The 19,336-nt window shown below is 39.7% G+C and carries 23 protein-coding genes and 1 riboswitch; of the genes, 19 read left to right on the top strand and 4 right to left on the bottom strand.

Going from position 1 to position 19,336, the window contains the following annotated elements; translation table 11 throughout:
- Window positions 1-14: 14 nt before the first annotated feature.
- Window positions 15-818 (bottom strand): SDR family oxidoreductase, encoded by an 804-nt coding sequence (locus JOC74_RS08290; RefSeq protein WP_053604133.1) that lies wholly within the window; start codon window positions 816-818, stop codon window positions 15-17.
- Between the two features lie 129 nt (window positions 819-947).
- On the opposite strand from JOC74_RS08290, the gene JOC74_RS08285 reads away from it, so the two are divergent.
- The 7 genes from JOC74_RS08285 (at window position 948) to JOC74_RS08255 (ending at window position 6,553) form a co-directional block, all read left to right on the top strand.
- Window positions 948-1,883 (top strand): DUF4349 domain-containing protein, encoded by a 936-nt coding sequence (locus JOC74_RS08285; protein ID WP_053604132.1) that lies wholly within the window; start codon window positions 948-950, stop codon window positions 1,881-1,883.
- A gap of 345 nt (window positions 1,884-2,228) precedes the next feature.
- Window positions 2,229-3,266, top strand: a complete 1,038-nt coding sequence (locus tag JOC74_RS08280; protein ID WP_053604131.1) for an alpha/beta fold hydrolase — start codon at window positions 2,229-2,231, stop codon at window positions 3,264-3,266.
- A gap of 72 nt (window positions 3,267-3,338) precedes the next feature.
- A complete protein-coding gene (locus JOC74_RS08275; RefSeq protein WP_053604130.1) occupies window positions 3,339-3,929 on the top strand; it encodes a TetR/AcrR family transcriptional regulator in 591 nt (196 codons plus the stop codon).
- A 349-nt stretch (window positions 3,930-4,278) separates the two neighbouring features.
- Window positions 4,279-4,770: an RNA polymerase sigma factor gene (locus JOC74_RS08270; RefSeq protein WP_053604129.1), complete on the top strand. Its 492-nt coding sequence runs from the start codon at window positions 4,279-4,281 to the stop codon at window positions 4,768-4,770.
- Entirely contained in the window at window positions 4,763-5,338 is a 576-nt protein-coding gene (locus JOC74_RS08265) for a hypothetical protein (protein ID WP_225970224.1), read from the top strand. The genes JOC74_RS08270 and JOC74_RS08265 overlap by 8 nt, the downstream gene beginning before the upstream one ends.
- Before the next feature lie 7 nt (window positions 5,339-5,345).
- A complete protein-coding gene (locus JOC74_RS08260) occupies window positions 5,346-6,068 on the top strand; it encodes a YfjL-like protein (RefSeq protein WP_053604127.1) in 723 nt (240 codons plus the stop codon).
- A 278-nt stretch (window positions 6,069-6,346) separates the two neighbouring features.
- Window positions 6,347-6,553, top strand: a complete 207-nt coding sequence (locus JOC74_RS08255) for a zinc ribbon domain-containing protein (protein ID WP_053604126.1) — start codon at window positions 6,347-6,349, stop codon at window positions 6,551-6,553.
- A 51-nt stretch (window positions 6,554-6,604) separates the two neighbouring features.
- Here JOC74_RS08255 and JOC74_RS08250 read toward each other — a convergent pair whose 3' ends face one another.
- Window positions 6,605-7,279 (bottom strand): SOS response-associated peptidase, encoded by a 675-nt coding sequence (locus JOC74_RS08250; RefSeq protein WP_053604125.1) that lies wholly within the window; start codon window positions 7,277-7,279, stop codon window positions 6,605-6,607.
- Between the two features lie 133 nt (window positions 7,280-7,412).
- Here JOC74_RS08250 and JOC74_RS08245 point away from each other — a divergent pair, with 133 nt between their 5' ends.
- The 5 genes from JOC74_RS08245 (at window position 7,413) to JOC74_RS08225 (ending at window position 9,633) form a co-directional block, all read left to right on the top strand.
- On the top strand, window positions 7,413-7,580 hold the full coding sequence (locus tag JOC74_RS08245; RefSeq protein ID WP_082364012.1) for a YvrJ family protein: 168 nt from the start codon (window positions 7,413-7,415) through the stop codon (window positions 7,578-7,580).
- A gap of 154 nt (window positions 7,581-7,734) precedes the next feature.
- On the top strand, window positions 7,735-8,037 hold the full coding sequence (locus tag JOC74_RS08240) for a metal-sensing transcriptional repressor (protein WP_053604124.1): 303 nt from the start codon (window positions 7,735-7,737) through the stop codon (window positions 8,035-8,037).
- A gap of 78 nt (window positions 8,038-8,115) precedes the next feature.
- Window positions 8,116-8,325 carry a copper chaperone CopZ gene (gene copZ, locus JOC74_RS08235; RefSeq protein ID WP_053604123.1) on the top strand — a complete coding sequence of 70 codons (210 nt, stop codon included), beginning with the start codon at window positions 8,116-8,118 and terminating at the stop codon, window positions 8,323-8,325.
- Window positions 8,326-8,530: 205 nt separating this feature from the next.
- The gene (locus JOC74_RS08230; protein WP_053604122.1) at window positions 8,531-9,220 is read left to right on the top strand and encodes a DsbA family protein; all 690 of its coding nucleotides are present in this window, start codon (window positions 8,531-8,533) and stop codon (window positions 9,218-9,220) included.
- A complete protein-coding gene (locus JOC74_RS08225) occupies window positions 9,217-9,633 on the top strand; it encodes a disulfide oxidoreductase (protein WP_053604121.1) in 417 nt (138 codons plus the stop codon). Before JOC74_RS08230 ends, JOC74_RS08225 begins: the two co-directional genes overlap by 4 nt.
- A 27-nt stretch (window positions 9,634-9,660) precedes the next feature.
- Here the strand turns inward: JOC74_RS08225 and JOC74_RS08220 are convergent, their stop codons facing one another.
- Window positions 9,661-10,182: a GNAT family N-acetyltransferase gene (locus JOC74_RS08220; RefSeq protein WP_053604120.1), complete on the bottom strand. Its 522-nt coding sequence runs from the start codon at window positions 10,180-10,182 to the stop codon at window positions 9,661-9,663.
- 552 nt (window positions 10,183-10,734) lie between these two features.
- Between JOC74_RS08220 and JOC74_RS08215 the strand changes: the two genes are divergently transcribed.
- The 3 genes from JOC74_RS08215 (at window position 10,735) to JOC74_RS08205 (ending at window position 13,711) form a co-directional block, all read left to right on the top strand.
- The gene (locus JOC74_RS08215) at window positions 10,735-11,610 is read left to right on the top strand and encodes an ROK family protein (RefSeq protein WP_053604119.1); all 876 of its coding nucleotides are present in this window, start codon (window positions 10,735-10,737) and stop codon (window positions 11,608-11,610) included.
- A 155-nt stretch (window positions 11,611-11,765) separates the two neighbouring features.
- Window positions 11,766-11,903, top strand: coding sequence for a small acid-soluble spore protein SspJ (sspJ, locus tag JOC74_RS08210; protein ID WP_053604118.1), 138 nt, complete (start codon window positions 11,766-11,768; stop codon window positions 11,901-11,903).
- 130 nt (window positions 11,904-12,033) lie between these two features.
- A riboswitch (Lysine riboswitch) is annotated at window positions 12,034-12,210 on the top strand.
- A gap of 103 nt (window positions 12,211-12,313) precedes the next feature.
- Complete coding sequence (locus JOC74_RS08205; RefSeq protein WP_053604116.1) at window positions 12,314-13,711, top strand: amino acid permease; 1,398 nt, start codon at window positions 12,314-12,316, stop codon at window positions 13,709-13,711.
- Between the two features lie 69 nt (window positions 13,712-13,780).
- Here the strand turns inward: JOC74_RS08205 and JOC74_RS08200 are convergent, their stop codons facing one another.
- Entirely contained in the window at window positions 13,781-14,695 is a 915-nt protein-coding gene (locus JOC74_RS08200) for an ATP-binding cassette domain-containing protein (RefSeq protein WP_053604115.1), read from the bottom strand.
- A gap of 165 nt (window positions 14,696-14,860) precedes the next feature.
- Here JOC74_RS08200 and JOC74_RS08195 point away from each other — a divergent pair, with 165 nt between their 5' ends.
- From JOC74_RS08195 to JOC74_RS08180, 4 genes are all read left to right on the top strand, one after another.
- Window positions 14,861-15,583: a response regulator transcription factor gene (locus JOC74_RS08195; protein WP_053604114.1), complete on the top strand. Its 723-nt coding sequence runs from the start codon at window positions 14,861-14,863 to the stop codon at window positions 15,581-15,583.
- A 5-nt stretch (window positions 15,584-15,588) separates the two neighbouring features.
- Window positions 15,589-17,334: a HAMP domain-containing sensor histidine kinase gene (locus JOC74_RS08190; RefSeq protein ID WP_053604113.1), complete on the top strand. Its 1,746-nt coding sequence runs from the start codon at window positions 15,589-15,591 to the stop codon at window positions 17,332-17,334.
- Between the two features lie 216 nt (window positions 17,335-17,550).
- A complete protein-coding gene (locus JOC74_RS08185) occupies window positions 17,551-18,435 on the top strand; it encodes an SMP-30/gluconolactonase/LRE family protein (protein WP_053604112.1) in 885 nt (294 codons plus the stop codon).
- 261 nt (window positions 18,436-18,696) lie between these two features.
- The gene (locus JOC74_RS08180) at window positions 18,697-19,275 is read left to right on the top strand and encodes a cob(I)yrinic acid a,c-diamide adenosyltransferase (RefSeq protein WP_053604111.1); all 579 of its coding nucleotides are present in this window, start codon (window positions 18,697-18,699) and stop codon (window positions 19,273-19,275) included.
- Window positions 19,276-19,336: the final 61 nt, after the last annotated feature.

Here is a 19,336-nt window from a genome sequence, read left to right as displayed (position 1 = left end):
CTAATAACAAATCATTATTCCGTATATGTTTTGTCGTAAAGCATTTTGCCGGGCCAAGTGTAAGACATATGTCCACCGTCGACTGTAATTGACTCGCCTGTGACATAGGAGCTGTCATCAGATGCTAAGAATAGCACGACACCGGCTACTTCTTCTGCTCTGCCTAATCTCCCCATCGGATCCACCCATTTGTATGCTTTTCGAAATTCTTTTCCTCCTTCTTCACCCATTAGATCGTCAAGAAGGGGTGTTTCAATTGTTCCGGGGGCAATACAGTTGACTCTGATCCCGTCACGTGCATAATCGATGGCCATTGCCTTTGTCAGATTGGTAATTCCGCCTTTGGCCGCATTGTATCCTGAACGATCCAAGTCAGCGGCTAATCCAGATACAGAAGAATTGTTAATGATTGATCCGCCTTGTTCAAGCATAAGCGGGATGAAATATTTGCTTACTAAATAAGTTCCTCTAAGATCCACAGCCATTAATTTATCCCATAATTCAACCGGGTACTCATGAACTTTGCCACCTTCAGTATCTGTCCCGGCATTGTTAAACAGAATGTCTATCGAACCGAATTCTTCTTCAATTTGCTCTTTTAATCTTTTTACTTTATTCTCATCAGAAATGTCGACCTCGTATGCCTTGGCTTTTCCGCCATGCGCATTAATTCTTTCTACAGTTTCTTTCGTTTCTTCAAATTTCAGATCCGCGCAAAGAACGTTTGCCCCTTCTTTTGCAAATCGTTCGGCAGTCGCTTTGCCGATCCCTGAGCTAGCTCCTGTAATTAATGCAACTTTTGATTGTAATCTGCTCATTACTAAGGCCTCCTAGGAAAAAATATTCATGACTCGAATTGTTTTCCCGTATTCATGCGGAATAAACATAGTTGTGTACGTAACCTATAAGTTCTGCTCTCGTCTAAAAGATATGAGAGGAGGCAGTTTATGAAAAAAAGCACAGCAATTTTTTTCATTTGTTTGATGTTTGTTTTGGGAGGATGCCAGAGCGGTGGTATGCAAGAAAGCGATTCCGCCAGCATTGCTCCAGGTGGGGAGATGCAAAGCGATTCGAGCAGCAGTGCTTCTAGTGTAGAAAAGTCAGCGGAAATGAAAACGGCGGATAACCAAGACAATGCAAATGCTCCTAAGTCAGAAGAATCACAAGCTGAAGAAGGCTCTGAATCAACCGAACAAATGATTATTCATGAGGCTCAGGTTGAGGCAGAAGTAAAGAGTTATGATGAAGGCGCAAAATGGATTCTTGAACGAGTTTCTGCAGTAAAAGGCTATGTAGTCAACCAAAGCACGACACAGGAAGAGGATGACGGTAAAAGTGGAACGCTAAACATTCGAATTCCAGAATCATCCTTTCAATCGTTTTTGGATCAATTAAAAGGTTCAAGTGAGCTAAGTGTTCTGAATCAATCGGTAACAGGTCAAGACGTGACAGAAGAATACGTCGATCTAGAGTCAAGGCTTGCAGCAAAGGAAGCTGTAGAAAAGCGCTTGTATCAATTTATGGAGAATGCCAAAGGAACAGAGGACCTCTTAACCGTTTCCAATGACTTAGAGAGAGTACAGGAAGAAATCGAAAGCATGAAAGGAAGAATGAACTATTTAAAAACAAGGAGCGATATGTCCAACATCTCCCTGAGCTTAAAAGAAGACGCTCTTCCCGGCGTGACAACTACTAAGCTAAACACATGGGAAAGAACACAGCAGGAATTTATGTCATCTGTTAATGGCTTGCTCTCATTCGGTTCAACTCTGATTATCTTTTTAGCAGGAAGATCGCCAATTTTTCTGTTAATCGCTGCAATTGCTGGAGCGGCATACTATTTATTTAAAAAGAGGTTTAGAAAGGAAAGTCCGAAAGTATAATAATGTGCAGTAAGACCAGGTAAGGATAACGTCTTTAATATAAGCTTTTCAGAAGAGTAGGAAGTTCATCAGACGAAGATATCAACGAAAACAACTTAAGTCGATTGCTTAACTACTGAACTCGTTTCTGCTTAAAGAAACGAGTTCAGTTTTTTGTGTTTCTGAATCGAAATCAAAACACATAGAACCAATGAGATATCGAGATTTTTTATAAAACAACTAACTTTACTATACTTATTATTTTGTTGACGGATCCTGGAAAATACCATATCCTAATAATGAGTGAGTTATTCACTCATTATTAGAACCTAATCTGACAATAAGATTAAGAAAGGAAATATTCAAATGAGCAGAACCAATATCTTGTGGGAGCTAGTCCTGCGAAAAAGCAATCAGAGGAAAAATGCCAAAGGGCTTCAGACCAACACACCAAACGGAATTGTTGAAGGCAGTTTTGTTAAAATTGGCGGAATCGGCCAGTGGATCACTATACGAGGTGAGAATCGGAACAACCCTGTTTTGTTAATTATTCCTGGTGGTCCAGCTTCCACATATTCCATTTTCAGTCCGTTACTTCGTTCATGGGAGAAGCACTTCACTGTCGTTCAGTGGGATCAGCGTGGCGCGGGCAAGACTTTCCGCAAGAATGGGAAAGACGGCTGCGGAACCATCACCTTCGACCGCCTCGCACAGGATGGGATAGAGGTGACGAAATACTTGTGCCACAAGCTTGGTCACCCAAAAGTAATTCTTATCGGAAGCTCCGCGGGCAGCCTAATCGGAGTCATGATGGCAAAGCTTCGCCCCGATCTTTTTTATGCATATGTAGGCACTGATCAAAATGCTCCGGATCTCCAAAATCTTTCATACGAATTAACAATCAACGCACTCCGTACAGCAGGCAATACGAAGGGGGTTCAGTTGATTGAGAGAATGGGGCCGGATCAATCTCTGTGGAGTCGCAAAGACTACGACAAAAGGAACCAATATCTCGTTAAGGCTATCAAGGATGTTCCTAATATGATTATGGATCTAATCTTGCCATCTATGATCTCATCCCCGGATCATAAAATACATGATTTGATTGATATCTTTCGAGGTATGAGTTTTTCCCTGGACCACCTATATGATGAATTAATAAACTTTGATTTTAAAAAACTCGGGAAGCGGTTTGAACTGCCAATCTTTATTTTTCAAGGAGATCAAGATATTATTACTCCAACTGCAACTGCTAAAGCATATTATGACGAAATTGAAGCTCCCTTCAAAGAGTTTGTTCTAATCAAGAACGCTGGCCATCTTGCGTGTTTTGCTCAGTCTGATCAGTTCCATAATGAACTGATAAAGAGGGTACTTCCGCTGGTCAACACATTAGGCAGCTGATTGTAGAGGAAATGGCTTACCAGATTCGTGGTACAATGAAGATAAAACTTTCTTAGATCTGGAGGTTGGCAAATGTCTCCATTAAACAGACAACAGCTTGATCAAATCCGTGACGAGCGCAGAGAGCAGATCAAGCAAGCGGCGCTCAAAGTATTTGCCCGCCGAGGATATACAGGAACGAAAACGAGCATGATTGCTGCGGAAGCAAGTATTAGCGAAGGACTCATTTACCGCTATTTCAACTCCAAAAAGGAACTTTTTATCACAATTATCCAAGAAATGATGGAAGAATCGAAAAGGGAACTCGAGCACATTGAACATTTACCTGGAACACCTTTTGAACAAATTAGAAACCTAACACTAAACATGCTTGATGAAAACAATAAATTCGCCTTTATGCTAATACAGCGGTCACGGAAAGCAGATGATGTTCCGGAAAAGGTAGCGCAGATCTTTGAACAACATTCCACGAATGTTCTGATTGATCTACTGATTCCAATCTTCATTAAAGGACAGAATTCAGGTGAATTTCCCCTAGGAGAACCCCGAAAGCTGTTGACCTGGTACTTTTCCATTATTAACAGTCTTATCATACAGGATCAGGTGGATGAAGAGTATGGATTGCCTGACGTGGATGTGTTAATGCGTATATTGAAAAAATAATTTCAAATATAATACGTTGGATATGTCATTCGTTCTTCCAAAATCAAGCGCAATTGAAGAATTATTAAATCCCAATTTCTTATTTAGTACCACTTTAGAGATTGGGATTTTTCATGCTGTGAGAACCCTAAATTTAGTAAATATGATTTTATTCTGTAAGTTAGCCTTAAAAAGTCAATTAAGAATAGAATCGCGAGCCTTCTAAATTATATAAAGGCTTATTTACTGTTTTTTAGTCTGCGGAGTTTGAGCCTTTGATTATTATTTTTCATTTTTTGTAACAAAAACCACATTCAAGGTACTAAATAGTTGAAAACACCGAACCATATTCAGGCAAGGGAGAACGATTATGGAATTGGAGGAGCTGTACAAGGAAATTCAGCCAAAGGTATTTGCCTTTTTCTTCGTGAAAACCTTACATAAAGAAGCGGCAGAAGACTTAACCCAGGAGGTTTTTTATGAAGCAATTAAAGGGTTACACTCGTTTAAGCATCAATCAACCGTCGAAACGTGGCTTTTTTCAATTGCCAAAAACAGGATGAAAAAACATTACCGCACGAAGAAGTACAAGAATCAATTGGAAGCGAAAATGAGGAACGAACGAATCGAAACAGATTCACCTGAGGATCAGTTCATCATAAAAGAAACGGCAGTGAACTTGATTGGTAAAATTGCACAATTGGCAGAGCCAGAGAATGAAATTGTAATCTTGCGTGTATATGGAGAGCTGTCATTTCGAGAAATAGGCTCTATTATCGGACGAAGCGAAAACTACGCAAGAGTTACCTTTTACAGAGCAAAGCTCAAACTCCAAAAAGAAATGGAGGGATATCATGGATAAACGGACACGTTCGATTCTCGAGGACTTATTGCCGTTATATAATGAAGGGCTTTTAAGTGAGGAAACAAAAAGATGGTTTGATGAGCAAGTAGCTGATAACGAGGAAATGAAAAACCTCGTCCAAAAAGCTGCCCAGCCCTTAGACAAATTAGACGTCCAATCAACAATCGATCAAGAGAAAATGTTTAAAAGGATTCATCGCAAGCTTGCAATTTTTCAAATTATTCTCGTAGCCATCTCATTTTTACTCGCTATTCAATCCTCCTTATTAAATGAAAGCTTTGGATTTATCCTGTGGTATTCAGTGCTTGGACTTGTGACGTATCTTTTTTATAAAGATATGAAAATCGTGTTCTACATTTCGTTTCTCCCCTTATTTCTTTGGGCTGTCGCAATCCATTTGGCAAATTTTTCGAACAGCGTACCCGGTGAATTCAACATACAGCCTGCCGAATTTATATGGAATGGCTTCGTTGGATCCTTCTTCATGACATTCATTCATTTTGTATTTGCGTTAATAGGGGGGCTGATTGGCCTCTTAATTCTTAAAATAAAAGAAAGTAGCTGAGATAGGAATGAAAAAAATAATTTACATTACATTGGTTGTTGTTCTTACAGGGTTTATTTTATTTGTTTATAACGAATTTAATGGTAATCCCATCAGCAAGTATTTTTCTGAACATACCCTGAAGAAATATTTAAGCGAAAAATATCCTGAAAAAGAACTTCGGATCAATGAGGGCACGTATAACTTTAAATTTAAAGAATACGCTTATCGTGTCGTTGAAATTGGGACGGTAGATGCTGAAAAAGAGCAGAATGAGTATGAATTTACCGTAAGAGGGTTCATTATGCCGAAAGTTAATAGGGATGGAATTCGTGAAAGCATGCTCGATCAAGAGGTCATGGACCGGCTTGGTGCTGAAGGTGGAACCGAACTTTCTAAATTATTAAAGCCGAAGGTACCAGCAGTAAAAGAAGTGGAAGTTAATGTTGAAGTCCTTAAAGGGCAGCTCGATACGAATGCTCCATGGAGCAAGGATCTACCCTTTGACCGTCCGATACAAATTTATATTCTACTTCATGCGAATCAGATGAATAAGGAAGAAGTTTATCAGGCTGCCCAAACGATTCAAAAAACACTGAATGATGAAGGCTACAGCTATGAATCAAATATAAATGCCAATCAATTTGGAAGAACAGGAAGGGAAGCAGAACATGGCGCTTTGAAATATGCCGTCTATTTTGAAAAGGATACGAAGATTAAGCTTGGAGATGTTGAAGAATACAATCAATAAAGGGAACATATAAAATGCGGAATTAAGAAGTAAGTAATCTAAATGCCACCCTCTCGTCCAATAGCGTCGGGGCAAAAACGAAAATTCCAGGGCAATAGGATGGTCCTTAACGGAGAAAAAATTTGCTTTAATCAGTCAAGAAGAAAAAGAAATGCATAGATGTTGAGCGGACGATTGAATGAAATTTCAACTAAATGAATAGTTGAATCCGATGCACGGATTGGAAAATTTAGGTATAATTCACTTTGAAAATATTAATATGTAAGGAGTTAATAGCAATGCAGAAAAAAGGATGTATTAAATGCGGAAGCACAGAGGCCGGTCAGAAGGAAATTGCTACTACAGGTACTGGATTATCGAAAATGTTTGATGTACAGAATAATCGTTTTCTCGTTGTGTACTGTAAGAAATGCGGATATTCAGAATTCTATAACAAAGATGCTTCACTTGGAGGGAATATTTTAGATTTATTTTTTGGCGGATGATTGCCTTTTCTCAGTAAGCCCATTCTGGATAAACTGGAATGGGCTAGTTTTTTAAATCGCATCTATTAATTCAGGTGAGTTGTTCTTTGGTGAATTGACCTCAGACGACACCTGAAATGCTTCCATGTCTTTTGCTTCATATGGGACAAGCAGCTTTTGCAAATCTTCGATATTCTTGATTTTTGGATTTAGCCATTGTGCTTCTGTTTCAGGTGTCAATATGACAGGCATGCGGTCGTGAATCGGGCTCATTAAATCATTTGAATTCGTGGTAATAATTGTACAGCTGTAAATCATTTCACCCTTAGGAGAGTTCCATTTTTCCCAAAGTCCTGCAAAGGAAAAAAGCTTGGCGGATCTCAGCTTAATTCGCATGGGAAGCTTTGTTTTCGAATCGATTCGTTTCCACTCATAAAAGCTGTCAGCAGGTATGATGCATCTTTTGCTTTGAAGCGGTTTTTTAAAGCTTGGTTTTTGAGCCAGCGTTTCTGAGCGGGCATTAATCATTTTATAGCCAATTTTCTCATCTTTGGACCACGGAGGAAGGAGCCCCCATCTTAAATGACCCAGCCGGTTTTTTGAGCCGTCGTTAATGACAGAAAGGATTTGCTGAGACGGAGCTATGTTATAGCTTTGTACGTAGTCATATTCTAAATTGGACAGCTCGATATCAAAACGGTTCAGAATATCATCAAAATCTGAATACAAAGTGAATCTGCCGCACATCTTTATCATCCTTTGGGCTTTTTGCTTATTTTAGTACGGATAATATAGAAAAGCAAAGTTAAACTAAAGATGCTCCCATAACCGATTCTTTCGTTTACATAGATAATAAGACAGGGAAAAGGAGGGAGAGCATATGGATGTATGGATGCAGTGGATCAGTGAAGTAGGGTTTCCTATCATTGTGACCTTTTATTTGTTGCACCGCATTGAGCAGAAGCTGGATCAGCTTAACCAGTCCATCCAAAGCATTCCGGTGCGTCAGCAAGAAATTGTCGAAAATAACATGCGCGAAACATCCTAGAAAATGAAAAGAGCGACTCACGAGAGCTCGTTAAAAGAGCAGTGAGTCGCTCGGGCAATATCTTTTTCATCACTTAAAAACAACCATTGAAGATGTCTTTTAAGATGATTTCATATATAATAGAGATAATGAACTAGTGAAGCAGGTGATAGTCATGGAAGAAAAACATGGAGCTGCTCTTAGTCCGCAAAGCAGTAAGGAAAAAGATCAGCTGTTGAATCGATTAAAGCGAATTGAAGGTCAAGTCAGAGGAATCCAAAACATGGTGGAAAACGATCGGTATTGCGTAGACATCATTGTGCAAATCTCCGCAATTAATGCAGCCATGCAAAAGGTTGCGTTTCATCTGCTTGAAAATCATACGAACCATTGCGTGTCCGATGCGATTAAAAGCGGCAATGGAGAGCAGTCGATTGAAGAACTAATGGAAGTTTTTAAGAGGTTTTCGAAGCTGTAAATGTTTGAAGCATCTTTTTCGATTACCTTACAGGGGTAAAGTAATGCTGTATCAATGTAAACTGCTGGAGGGATGAATATGTCCGAAAATAAATTAACTGTTCAAGGAATGTCTTGCGCACATTGTGTTCATGCGATCGAAAGCAATGTGGGGAAATTGGATGGAGTCGAATCTGTGAAGGTCAATTTGGAAGCAGAACAAGTTGAGATCAGCTATGACGGAAATGCTGTCTCACTTGAAGAAATTGCTGATACGATTGAAGACCAGGGATATGACGTAGTCAAATAATGAAAAAAAGGAAATCATGCGCATAAAAGCACGATTTCCTTTTTTATTCAAGAAGTTTGTATTCCAGTTAATATCATTCACTTATTGGAAAATTATCGAATTTAATTGTAATCATGAGACATCGTTGTTATCTTTAGTTTATAATCAGGATAGTTTTTTATATGTCTATTAACTTGCGAAAATCTTTTAAAAATGAGGTGTCTAAGTGAGCAAAAAGCAACTTGCGAAAAAGCAATCACCTTTAAAAATCGCTGTTATAATCACGCTGACTTTATTTGTATTAATTGTAGCTTTGGTGGTTATTAAAAACTCCGGTTCTGAGGACGGGGAAGCAGGAAGCTTCGACACTCCTCCTTCACTTGAAGGACAACCTGTTATGGGGGAGGAAAGTGCGCCTGTAACAGTGACGGTTTTTGGAGATTATATGTGCCCTTCATGTAAGGCATGGGAAATGGACATTTTCCCTCAGCTTGAAAAAGATTATATTACAACAGGTGATGTAAAGTTATCTGCTGTTAATGTGCTTTTTCATGGCCAGGATTCAGAGACAGCAGCTTTGGCTTCGGAACAGGTTCTTGCGGAAGATCCAAAGTCTTTTTGGGATTTTCACCATAAGGTTTTCGAATCTCAGGCTGAGCATGGGGAAAAATGGGTGACTCCAAATAAAATGGCTGAAATAGCGGAAGAAACAACTTCCGTTGATCCGGATGAGTTAGTCGACAAGCTTTCGGCCAAGACGTTTGCCGAGCAATTACAAACGGATACAGAATTGTATAAGAAATATAATGTTCAATCGACCCCAACCATTATGATAAACGGCAAAACAGTCAATGAAGTCTTTGATTACAATAAAATTAAAGAAATGATCGATGAAGAACTGGGGAATGCGAAATGAACAAGAACCCTGTCTTCTTATATATTGCATGGGTCGTAGCAATGACAGCTGTTCTCGGAAGCCTATACTTTAGTGAAATTCGCAAATTTATTCCTTGCGAGCTCTGCTGGTATCAGCGGATCTTCATGTATCCTTTAGCCTTTTTGCTAGGAATTGCAACCTTTCGACATGACTTTAGGATCAAAGTATACATACTTCCTTTGTCAATCATTGGCGGCTGCATATCACTGATGCATTATCTCGAGCAAAAGGTCCCGGGGTTTGGAGGGCTCAGGCCGTGCGTGAACGGTGTCCCGTGTAATTCATCCTATATTAACTGGTTTGGTTTTATAACCATTCCTTTTCTAGCACTCATCGCATTTATTTTAATTACGGTTTTTATGTTTTTGATAAACGGTAAAAAAGAAAGCTGATGCTCCTGACTTCGGGAGCATAGCTTATCATAGTAATAATTTCATATGAAGCTCATCATGGTACCTGTTTTTATATTTTATTGCTTGTTTTTCGCAGCCAAAGACTTCAAATCCTGCAGATTCATAGAGTTTTTTGGCAGATTTGTTTGATTTCAATACACTTAGAGTAATTTGTTCAAGGCCTTCTAGCTTTTTCGCATGCTCAATTACTGCATAAAGGACTGCTTTTCCAATGCCTTTCCCTCGGTAAGCAGGAGATGTGTATACTGCTAGAAGTGCAGCTTTATGGTTAAATTTAATCATTTCTTGACGGAGAATACTTGCAGCACTAATAAGAGTGGCTTCATAAAATGCACCTACGGTAAAGGACTTTTCGGTTGGGACTAACCTTTGTTTGTACTGATGTAACAGCTCTTTCATGCTGTTTTGCATGGTTTCTTCATACGTTGAACCAAATGCATCAGGATCCTGAAGTAATGCCTCCAGCCTTAACTCCAAATACCTATCTGCGTCATCTCTGTCTAAGACTCTAATATTATCGTAAGCCATTTTGCACTTTCTCCTAAGTATTTCTTAAATAATGAACAATGTTAGTTCATAGTTACCTTTTTTTGCTGTATTTCTTATGCTAATATTAATTATTGTATCAGATAATATTAATGATTTCTGCTGTTCTTTAGCACATGCTCCTTCCAAAGGAGAGTGCCTATTATCTTATGAATTATTTCCATGTAAAGGAAATAAAAAAAGTGTGGAAAAATGAATCGTAAATTGGTAACGTTATGATGAGAAATGTCAAAATGCAAAAATGGTCGAGGCATCCAGTGAACGAAGAGATATAGAGGCATTCAATTGACGAAAACTACACACTAAATTATGGAGAAACCGATATTATAGTAAGAAGCAGCAGCTAAATGTGACTTAAAATGAAAAGCCTTGCAAACGGTTAAATATGAAATTTTATCATTGGTAGCAATCATGTATTTATATAAGATTATTGTGAATCAGTTTCGTCAGAATAATTCTTGCGTCTCTAGGTTGCAATGCATGAAGAATAATGTTGCTTGGCCATTACTAATTTGATTAGGGGGAAAACAAAATATGTATTTAGGCGCTATAGAAGCTGGAGGAACGAAATTTGTCTGCGCAGTGGCAAATGCTGCTGGCGAAATCATTAAAGAAACGAAATTCCCTACTGAAACACCGGAAAAAACGATGAGTCAGATCGAATTATTTTTCAATGAATTTTCACTTTCATCATTAGGAGTGGGCGCTTTCGGTCCAATCTCTGTCGCGGAGGATCAAGAAAATTACGGTTATATTACGAATACTCCAAAAAAAGCATGGGTCAATTACCCATTTATTCCTGAGCTAAAAAAACGCCTGGGTACTCCTGTATATTTTACGACTGATGTTAATGCAGCCGCGTTAGGGGAACTGAAAAAGGGAGCAGCAAAAGGTCTCGGCAGCTGCATGTATATTACAGTTGGCACAGGAATTGGCGCTGGAGCCGTGATTGGCGGAAAGCTGGTTCAAGGCCATACGCATCCTGAAATGGGGCATGTGTTAGTACGTCGTCATCCTCAAGACACTTTTAAAGGCACCTGTCCTTCTCATAACGATTGCTTGGAAGGATTGGCTGCAGGTCCTGCCATTGAACAAAGGTGGGGCAAACCGGGGAAAGATTTAGCAGATCAACCATTAGTTTGGGAGATAGAAGCCGATTATCTTGCTCAAGGTTTGATGCAGTACATTCTGATTTTATCTCCTGAAAAAATTATTATGGGCGGCGGCGTGATGAAGCAATCTCATCTGTTTCCGTTGATTTTTGAAAAGCTGAAAGGCTACGTGAATAACTATATTGACCTTCCGGAACTTGAGTCATACATTGTCTCTCCAGGCCTAGGAGATCATGCAGGAATTTACGGCGCTATTGAACTTGCTAAAGAGGCTAACGAAGCATCCTTGGTAAAATAAGAAAGCAGCTTAGCTGCTTTCTTTTTCGTACCTTATGTTGCCCACGTGATACAAGGCTATACACGAGTATCAATTCCATTTTACTCTGTGTATATTATCTTAATAAAAGAACCAAATTAAACATGTATCACAATTCATTATATGAGGTGATCATAATGGGTTTTTTTAATATAGGTAAGGGCAAGTCAAACGGGAAAGACAAGCAAGCATTGACTGGAGCACTTAAAGACGCTTCTGCCGCTTTGAAAGGCGATCCTCTTCAAGAAGCAATTAATAAGAAACAAAACAAATAAGCATGTGACAACTTGCAGAAATCTTCTGCAAGTTGTTTTTGTAGAAAAACATTCCATTGACAGCTTCCTTTACTTCTGGTAGCCTCACATAGGTGGTTGTTTTACAACTAATAAAATCCTCACTCGGACTTGGTGAGGTAGAGGTTGCATGGATGATTAGTCGTATGCTTCGAGACTTGTGAGGTTGATGAAAGCATATAAAAGGCATCCGTGCCGAAGCATGAAGATTTCACAGGTTTTTGTGCTGGGTCTGTACCTGAAAAAGGGCAGGACTGCCGCGGTTACGGTGCGGAGAGCTATCCGGAGGTCAGGAGTGTATGTGCAGCATGGACTTTTGTTTGTTCATGCTTTTTATAATGCGTTAAAGGCTTTACGTACCGTATACGTTCAGGAAAAATTGGAGGTATACGATGCAAAACAATAAATGGGGTTTTTGGTTATTAACAGCAATAGTTGTTGGCAACATGGTAGGCTCTGGAGTCTTCATGCTGCCGAGCACTCTAGCTAATACAGCCAGTCCGTTAGGGGCATTATACGCTTGGCTTGTGACTGGCTTTGGTGTCCTTATGATTGCCCTTGTGTTTGGTCAATTATCGATTCGAAGGCCGGATTTAGCGGGCGGTCCGCAAAACTATGCCAGAGCTATTTTTTCTGATCCGAAAAAAGGAAAACTGGCAAGCTTTACAATGGTTTGGGGCTACTGGGTAGCCAACTGGATCAGCAATGTTGCCGTTGTGACAAGTTTGGCGGGATATATTACGACGTTTATCCCCATCTTGACTGACAAAAGGGTCTTATTTGAGACTGGCGACATGGAAATCCAATTAGGGCAGCTGCTTACCTTCCTGCTGTGTACCATATTATTATGGGGAACACATATAATACTTGTTACCAGCTTCAATGCAGCCGGCAAGATCAACTTTTTGACGACTTTTGCCAAAGTGGCTGGTTTCGCATTATTCATTATCGCAGGTCTGTTCGTATTCCAGACTGAAAATTTTAATGGATTTTACTATCCGGTCGAAGGTGAGAGCGGAACGGTTTTAGGCTTGGGGGCGCAGGTACACAATGCAGCCATATCAACTTTATGGGCATTTGTAGGCATTGAATCTGCGGTTATTTTATCCGGGAGAGCTTCTTCTCAGCGTGATGTAAAGCGTGCTACTGTTACCGGACTTATTATTGCTCTTTGCATTTATCTTATCATCACACTTATTACAATGGGGGCTTTGCCGGTCGAGGTCCTTCGGGCTTCTGATAAGCCGTTCGTAGATGTGTTGGCAGTTCTGATCGGGAGCTTAGGGGGAGTCATAATGGGAATCTTGGCCATTATGTGTCTGGCGGGTTCCATGTTAGGATGGATCTTGCTCAGTTCCGAGTTGCCTTATCAATCTGCAAAAGCAGGGGACTTTCCAACTTTTTTTGCTAAAGTGAACCGAAAGGGGAGCCCTGCTAACTCCTTGCTGATCACGAATTTGATGTCGCAAATTTTTATTTTTTCAACGATTTCCGGCACGATCAGCCAGGCATTTGATTTTTTAACGACCTCGGCAACGCTTGCGTATTTAATACCTTACTTGGTTTCGGCCATCTACTTTCTAAAGATCGTGTTTAAAGGTGAAACCTATTCCGAGCTGGAAGGCTCCCGAATAAAAGATGGCGCTATTGCCTTATTGGCAATCGTTTATTCCTTATGGGTCATTGCGACAGGAACTGCAGATATGATTACCTTTGGACTTGGAGTCGGCTTATTTTTAGCCGGAGTCATCATTTATCCATTTGCGGTAAAAAAATTCGCAGCAAAATAATAATATAATTTTCACAAAAAACGCTGAGGTTTCAGCGTTTTTTGTTTTGCGAAAATCGGCAGAATCTATTTAAGTGCGCTTGCTTCCGTAAAGAAGGTCATCCAAATCAGGCTCATCAACCTCTATCCGAAAAACATCAATTCTTTCATTAACTAACGCTCTGACTACTACGGGAATGTAGTAATCGTATTGGATCGAAATGGAAAGCGCGTGATTTGTCCAGTAAAGAATTTCAGCAAATTGGGAAATCAGCGGGATCAAAGTTTGTTTTTCTTTATTTGTTACTTTGGATAGCTTAAATGAGGCTGTAATGGAATGCCCGTATGCTGCATATAGGTCTTCTTTGCTTCCCTCTTTTATCATCCTTCCATTTTGCATAAGCGAAATGGTTGTACAAAGATTGGCAAGTTCATCTAATTTTTCAAAGGCCATAATAATCGTTTTTCCTTGCAATTTCAGCTCCTCAATGAATTGGTGAATATAACGAACTGAAGTGTCGCCAAGACCCTGTGTCGGTTCATCAAAGAGAAGCACCTCCGGATCGTGTACGATGGATTGTACTAGTAGCAGCCTCTTTTGCATATCCCTCGTATATTTATCAACCTTCACGTATGCCGCATCGTAAAGATTGACAGCCCGCAATAGTTCTAAGCATTTATCTTCGCTGGCACGCTTCTTTTGCCGAGATGAAAAATTCAACAAATGATTCATTCCCGTTAAATGGTGATGAATTTCAGAATGTTCGTTATAGACTCCGAGCCTTTGCTGGACACTTTTATCCCCGGACGGCTTATTAAAAAGGAAAACCTCTCCTGAGCTTGGAGAAGAAGAGCCGGCAAGAAGATTCAATAATGTCGATTTTCCCGCTCCGCGGTTTCCGCAAATTCCATAAGTACCACCTTTGGATACTGAGAAAGTGACATCGCTTACTGCGGCTTTACTCTGATAAAATTTGGTAAGATACTGAGTCTTGATGATTGTCATTCGTACACCTCCTCTATTACATGTGTTGTACTTATCATAGCGAATAGGATTTACCCGTAGCTGAAGTTTGCTTTAAAGTTTCCTTAAATAAGATTTAGGTTCGTGACAAGGATACGTTCAATGGTATGATTGATACATGGAACATGATAGAAAGGAAAGAATACAATGGAAAATGCACGAATTCTAATCGTCGATGACGAAGAAGCTATCGTACAAATGGTAGAGCGTGTTTTAAAAAAAGAAGGGTTCGAGCAAGTCATTAGTGCTGTGAATGCTGTAGATGCTTTGGAAATTGTTAAAGCAAAGAAAGTGGATTTGATTCTGCTCGACGTGATGATGCCTGGGCAATCAGGTTTTGAGATTTGTCCGCAGATCCGCCAGCATACGAAGGCACCAATCTTTTTTTTAACAGCAAAGACATCAGATCTAGACAAGCTGTCTGGATTTGCGTATGGAGCGGATGATTACATAACAAAACCTTTTAATCCATTGGAACTGGTAGCAAGAATCAAAGCCCATTTGAAACGGACGTATATAACAATTCAAGAAGAACCGCGACAAGTTCCAGATGATGATTTATATTCATATGATCACTTTATATTAAAGCCAGATTCCGCCGAGCTCATCGTCGCTGGTGAATCAGTCGGCTGCTCTGCCCAGCTGTTACAGCTCCTGCAGTATTTTTGTGATCATCCGAATCGTGTCTTATCTAAGGATCAGCTTTATGAAAGAGTATGGGGATCGCCTTCCTATGGCGACAATAATACAGTGATGGTTCATATAAGGAAGCTAAGGGAGAAAATAGAGGTCAATGCCAGTGATCCGAAATATATCGTTACTGTCAGAGGGCTTGGATACAAATTTATTCCGAAAAGAAAGCAGAATTAATCCCTATGAAACTAAGAACAAAGCTAGTATTTTTAATTATTGGCCAAGTATTTTTAATGTTGGTGGTAGTCGGCTTCGTTTTGGCATTTGCAACAACGAGATTTGTATTGGACATAATTGAAAATGATACAAGAAGCGGCTTGACGCGAGCCACCCCTGAATCTTTTGAGATGTGGATTGAAAAAGATCAGGAGGAATCCTTTCATGTTACGCCCGTTTTAAAAGAAATTGTCGACAAGGAAGAAGGCTTTCTGGTTCTTTTAAATAAAAACCAGGAGATCGTTTATTCTTACGGGAAAAAAGGAAATCTTCCAAAAACGATTAGTAATGAAGATTTGAACACTATTTATCAAAAGGAAAAATTAAATGGCGCAAAAATATATTATTGGTCTGCTTCCATCTCCGATAATGAATATATCGTGCTTTACGGGAAAGAACCTAAAAGTGAGTTCATATTAAATTATATTAAAGAACATGAAAAATCCCGCACGTCCTTAGATTCATTTGATCCTTCCACCCTTGTGTATATAAAGGATTTAAAAGGCTCTGTCTATCTTTTTGATCAAAATGGCAAGTATATTGATGATATTAATGGAAGCGCGAATTTGAAAAAAGGGATACGAGAAATTGATTTGCTTTCCTATACTTCTAAGCCTTGGAATTATAAGAATGAAATATCTTATGAAACGTTGGATAATGGCAGCGTGATGGTTACTGCCGTTCCCAACCTGTCCTATTTTCCCGATGATGATTTTAATCGGATCCTTTCGTTTTCTGCATTAAAGAATTTTCTTATTATTATCTGTTTCTTATTTTTCGTCATAGTTTTGTTCGCTTTATGGTATTCCTTCCGTTTTGGAGCGCCCATTTTTCATACGATTCGCTGGGTATACAATTTAGCTAAAGGAAACTTTTACGAGCCCCTGAATCGGAAAGGGAGGCCGGTGAGCAAAAAGAAGAACGGAAAAGTGAAGCAGCCATACCGGCTTTTCAACGAGGTTATCGTGTCGCTTGAAAAGCTGACAGCAACGCTTGAAACCAATGAAAAAAACCGGAATAAAATACAAACTACTCGAGAGGAATGGATCGCCGGTCTGTCCCATGATTTAAAGACGCCGCTCAGCACAATTTATGGAAATGCGATGATGCTAGAATCCGACCAATACGAATGGTCGAAGGACGAGGTCCGGGAAATGGGCCAAGTCATGCGGGAAAAATCGGAATATATGTCCGAATTAATCGAGGATTTAAATTTAACCTATAGATTAAAAAATGATGCGATTCCAGTTGATCGAGAGAAAACCGATCTCGTCTTTTTTTTAAAAGAATTAATTGAGCATTACGAGAGGACGCCTTTCCTGGATGAGTTTTATTTGCATTTCCATCACAACAAAGAAAAAGTCGTTTTCTCGATAGATCAGGCTTGGTTTAAGCGGATTATAGATAACCTGGTTGCCAATGGGGTAAAACATAATGATCTGGGAACACGCATTTCGGTGATTCTCCACGAAGATATGGATGACATTACGTTAATTATTAAAGATAACGGAAAAGGAATGTCGCAGGAGCATGTCGCTAATTTGTTCAATCGTTATTATAAGGGGACAAATACGAAGGACCCGTCAGTTGGTTCTGGACTTGGGCTTGCTATTACAAAAGAGCTCGTCCATATCCATAATGGAACGATTAATGTGGAAAGCAAGGAAGGAGCAGGAACCTCCATCATTATGCAGTTCAATAAGAATAAGTGATTGAATATTGAATAAGCTTTGAATGGGAAACCTCTCAATTATCCCGGGCTGTAAGACCCCCGCCTCAGGTGATTTTGAAAATCTAAGGAAGCAGGTGGGGGATGTAATGTACAAAGGTGAATTACGCAGTGCGTTCAGTTGCAACCGCCTTCACTGGCATATTCTATATGTTGTAACTCCAGCTGATTGAAGAAAAGATGAACTAGAGGTGAAAATATGGATGCGACTTTGACATTTGATGCGAGAGCTCTTCTTGGAGAAGGGCCAGTATGGGATCCGGATTCTTCCAAACTGTATTGGACGGATATATTGAGAGGGGAGCTTCACGTCTTTGATCCGGAAACAAATGAAGATGTAATACACCGCTTTAATTCCTTTGTCACAGCAATCTCAAGATATCAAAAAGACAAGCTTGTACTCGTAATGAAAGATGGGTTCTACTTATTTGATTTAGTGCAGAAGCAGTTGACGCTTTTAAAAAAGCCGGAACAGATGGAACATTCACTGCGGTTTAATGATGGGAAATGCGATCCTGCAGGACGTTTGTGGGCCGGTACGATGAGTATGGAAGGGAAAAAAGAAAAAGGTGCCTTCTATCGTTTGGAAAAAGACTTACAGCTCACGACTATAATTGAGCCGGTAAGTATCTCAAACGGATTAGACTGGGACCGGGAAAAACATGTATTTTATTATATAGATACTCCCACAATGGAAATCAAGCAGTTTCAATATGATCCTGAAACAGGTAACCTTTCGAATCAAGAAGTTGTATATCGTTTCGAGGAGGATGCCGGATACCCTGACGGAATGACGATCGATCAAGAAGGGAATCTCTGGGTCGCTCTTTTTGGCGGCGGGAAAGCAGTGAAGATCGACCCCGGCAAAAAAGAATGGATCGATACCATTTATCTTCCGGTTCCACATGTCACATGCTGCGCTTTCGGAGGAACGAATATGAAAACCTTATTCATTACGACGGCTTCCATTCCTTTATCTGAGAAAGAAAGAGGGGATAATCCGCATGCGGGAAGCCTATTTTCTGTTGAGCTTCAAGTGGGTGGCTTCACGCCAGAATCGTTTAAATGTAACGCTCAAATTTAGAAATGGGTGTATAAAATCAAATGATGGTCGGATAAACCGACTCGATTCTTTTTTATATCAATATAATTCTGTGAATACAAAGATAAAATTCAAAAGAACAAAATAGAACTACTCTATAAACGTTATAATAGACCTATTTGCACTAGTTATTATCCAAGTTCATGCAACTATTATTTATATAGAGTAAAAGTATATATGGCTAATCATTTATCCTTGAGACGGGATAATAACAATATTAAATTTTTATGAAGGAGTGCAGGAATGAAACTTTACACTCGAACGGGAGACCAAGGACAAACGAGTCTTATTGGCGGAAGAGTCTCGAAGGATGACATCAGAGTCGAAAGCTATGGAACGATAGACGAGCTAAATAGTTTTATCGGGCTGGCAGCGGCTGAGCTAGAGAATAAAATCACGAGCGAGATTAAGGAAGAACTCTTTAAAATCCAGCTTGAGCTGTTTGATTGCGGAGGAGAGTTAGCCAACGTTTCAAAAACAAAAGAAGGAATGCTGAAGGAAGAATACGTGGAATTCCTGGAACAGCGTATTGATGAGTATACAAAAGAGGCACCTCCGCTGGAACGGTTTATTTTGCCCGGAGGCTCAAAAGCTTCCGCCTATGTTCACGCTGCCAGAACGATTGCAAGAAGAGCGGAAAGGCAAATCGTCAGGCTGATGAATAGCGAAGAAATTCCTAGTGTTACCTTAAAATATATCAACAGGCTTTCCGACTACTTGTTTGCCGTCGCACGAGTTATCAATTTCAGATTACATGTAAAAGATGTGGAGTATGAAAGAGGTGCGATTGTGTTTCGAGACCGTGATGAGAAAGAGGAATAGGTCTATCGATTTGGAAAAAGGAAAACCGGCACTGTATACATTGATATGGAACGAATCGGAT

It is taken from the genome of Bacillus capparidis, assembly GCF_017832095.1.
GTDB lineage: Bacteria > Bacillota > Bacilli > Bacillales > Bacillaceae > Bacillus > Bacillus gobiensis.
The sequence above is the reverse complement of the archived record's forward strand: the minus strand, read 5'-3'. Positions and strand labels throughout refer to the sequence as shown.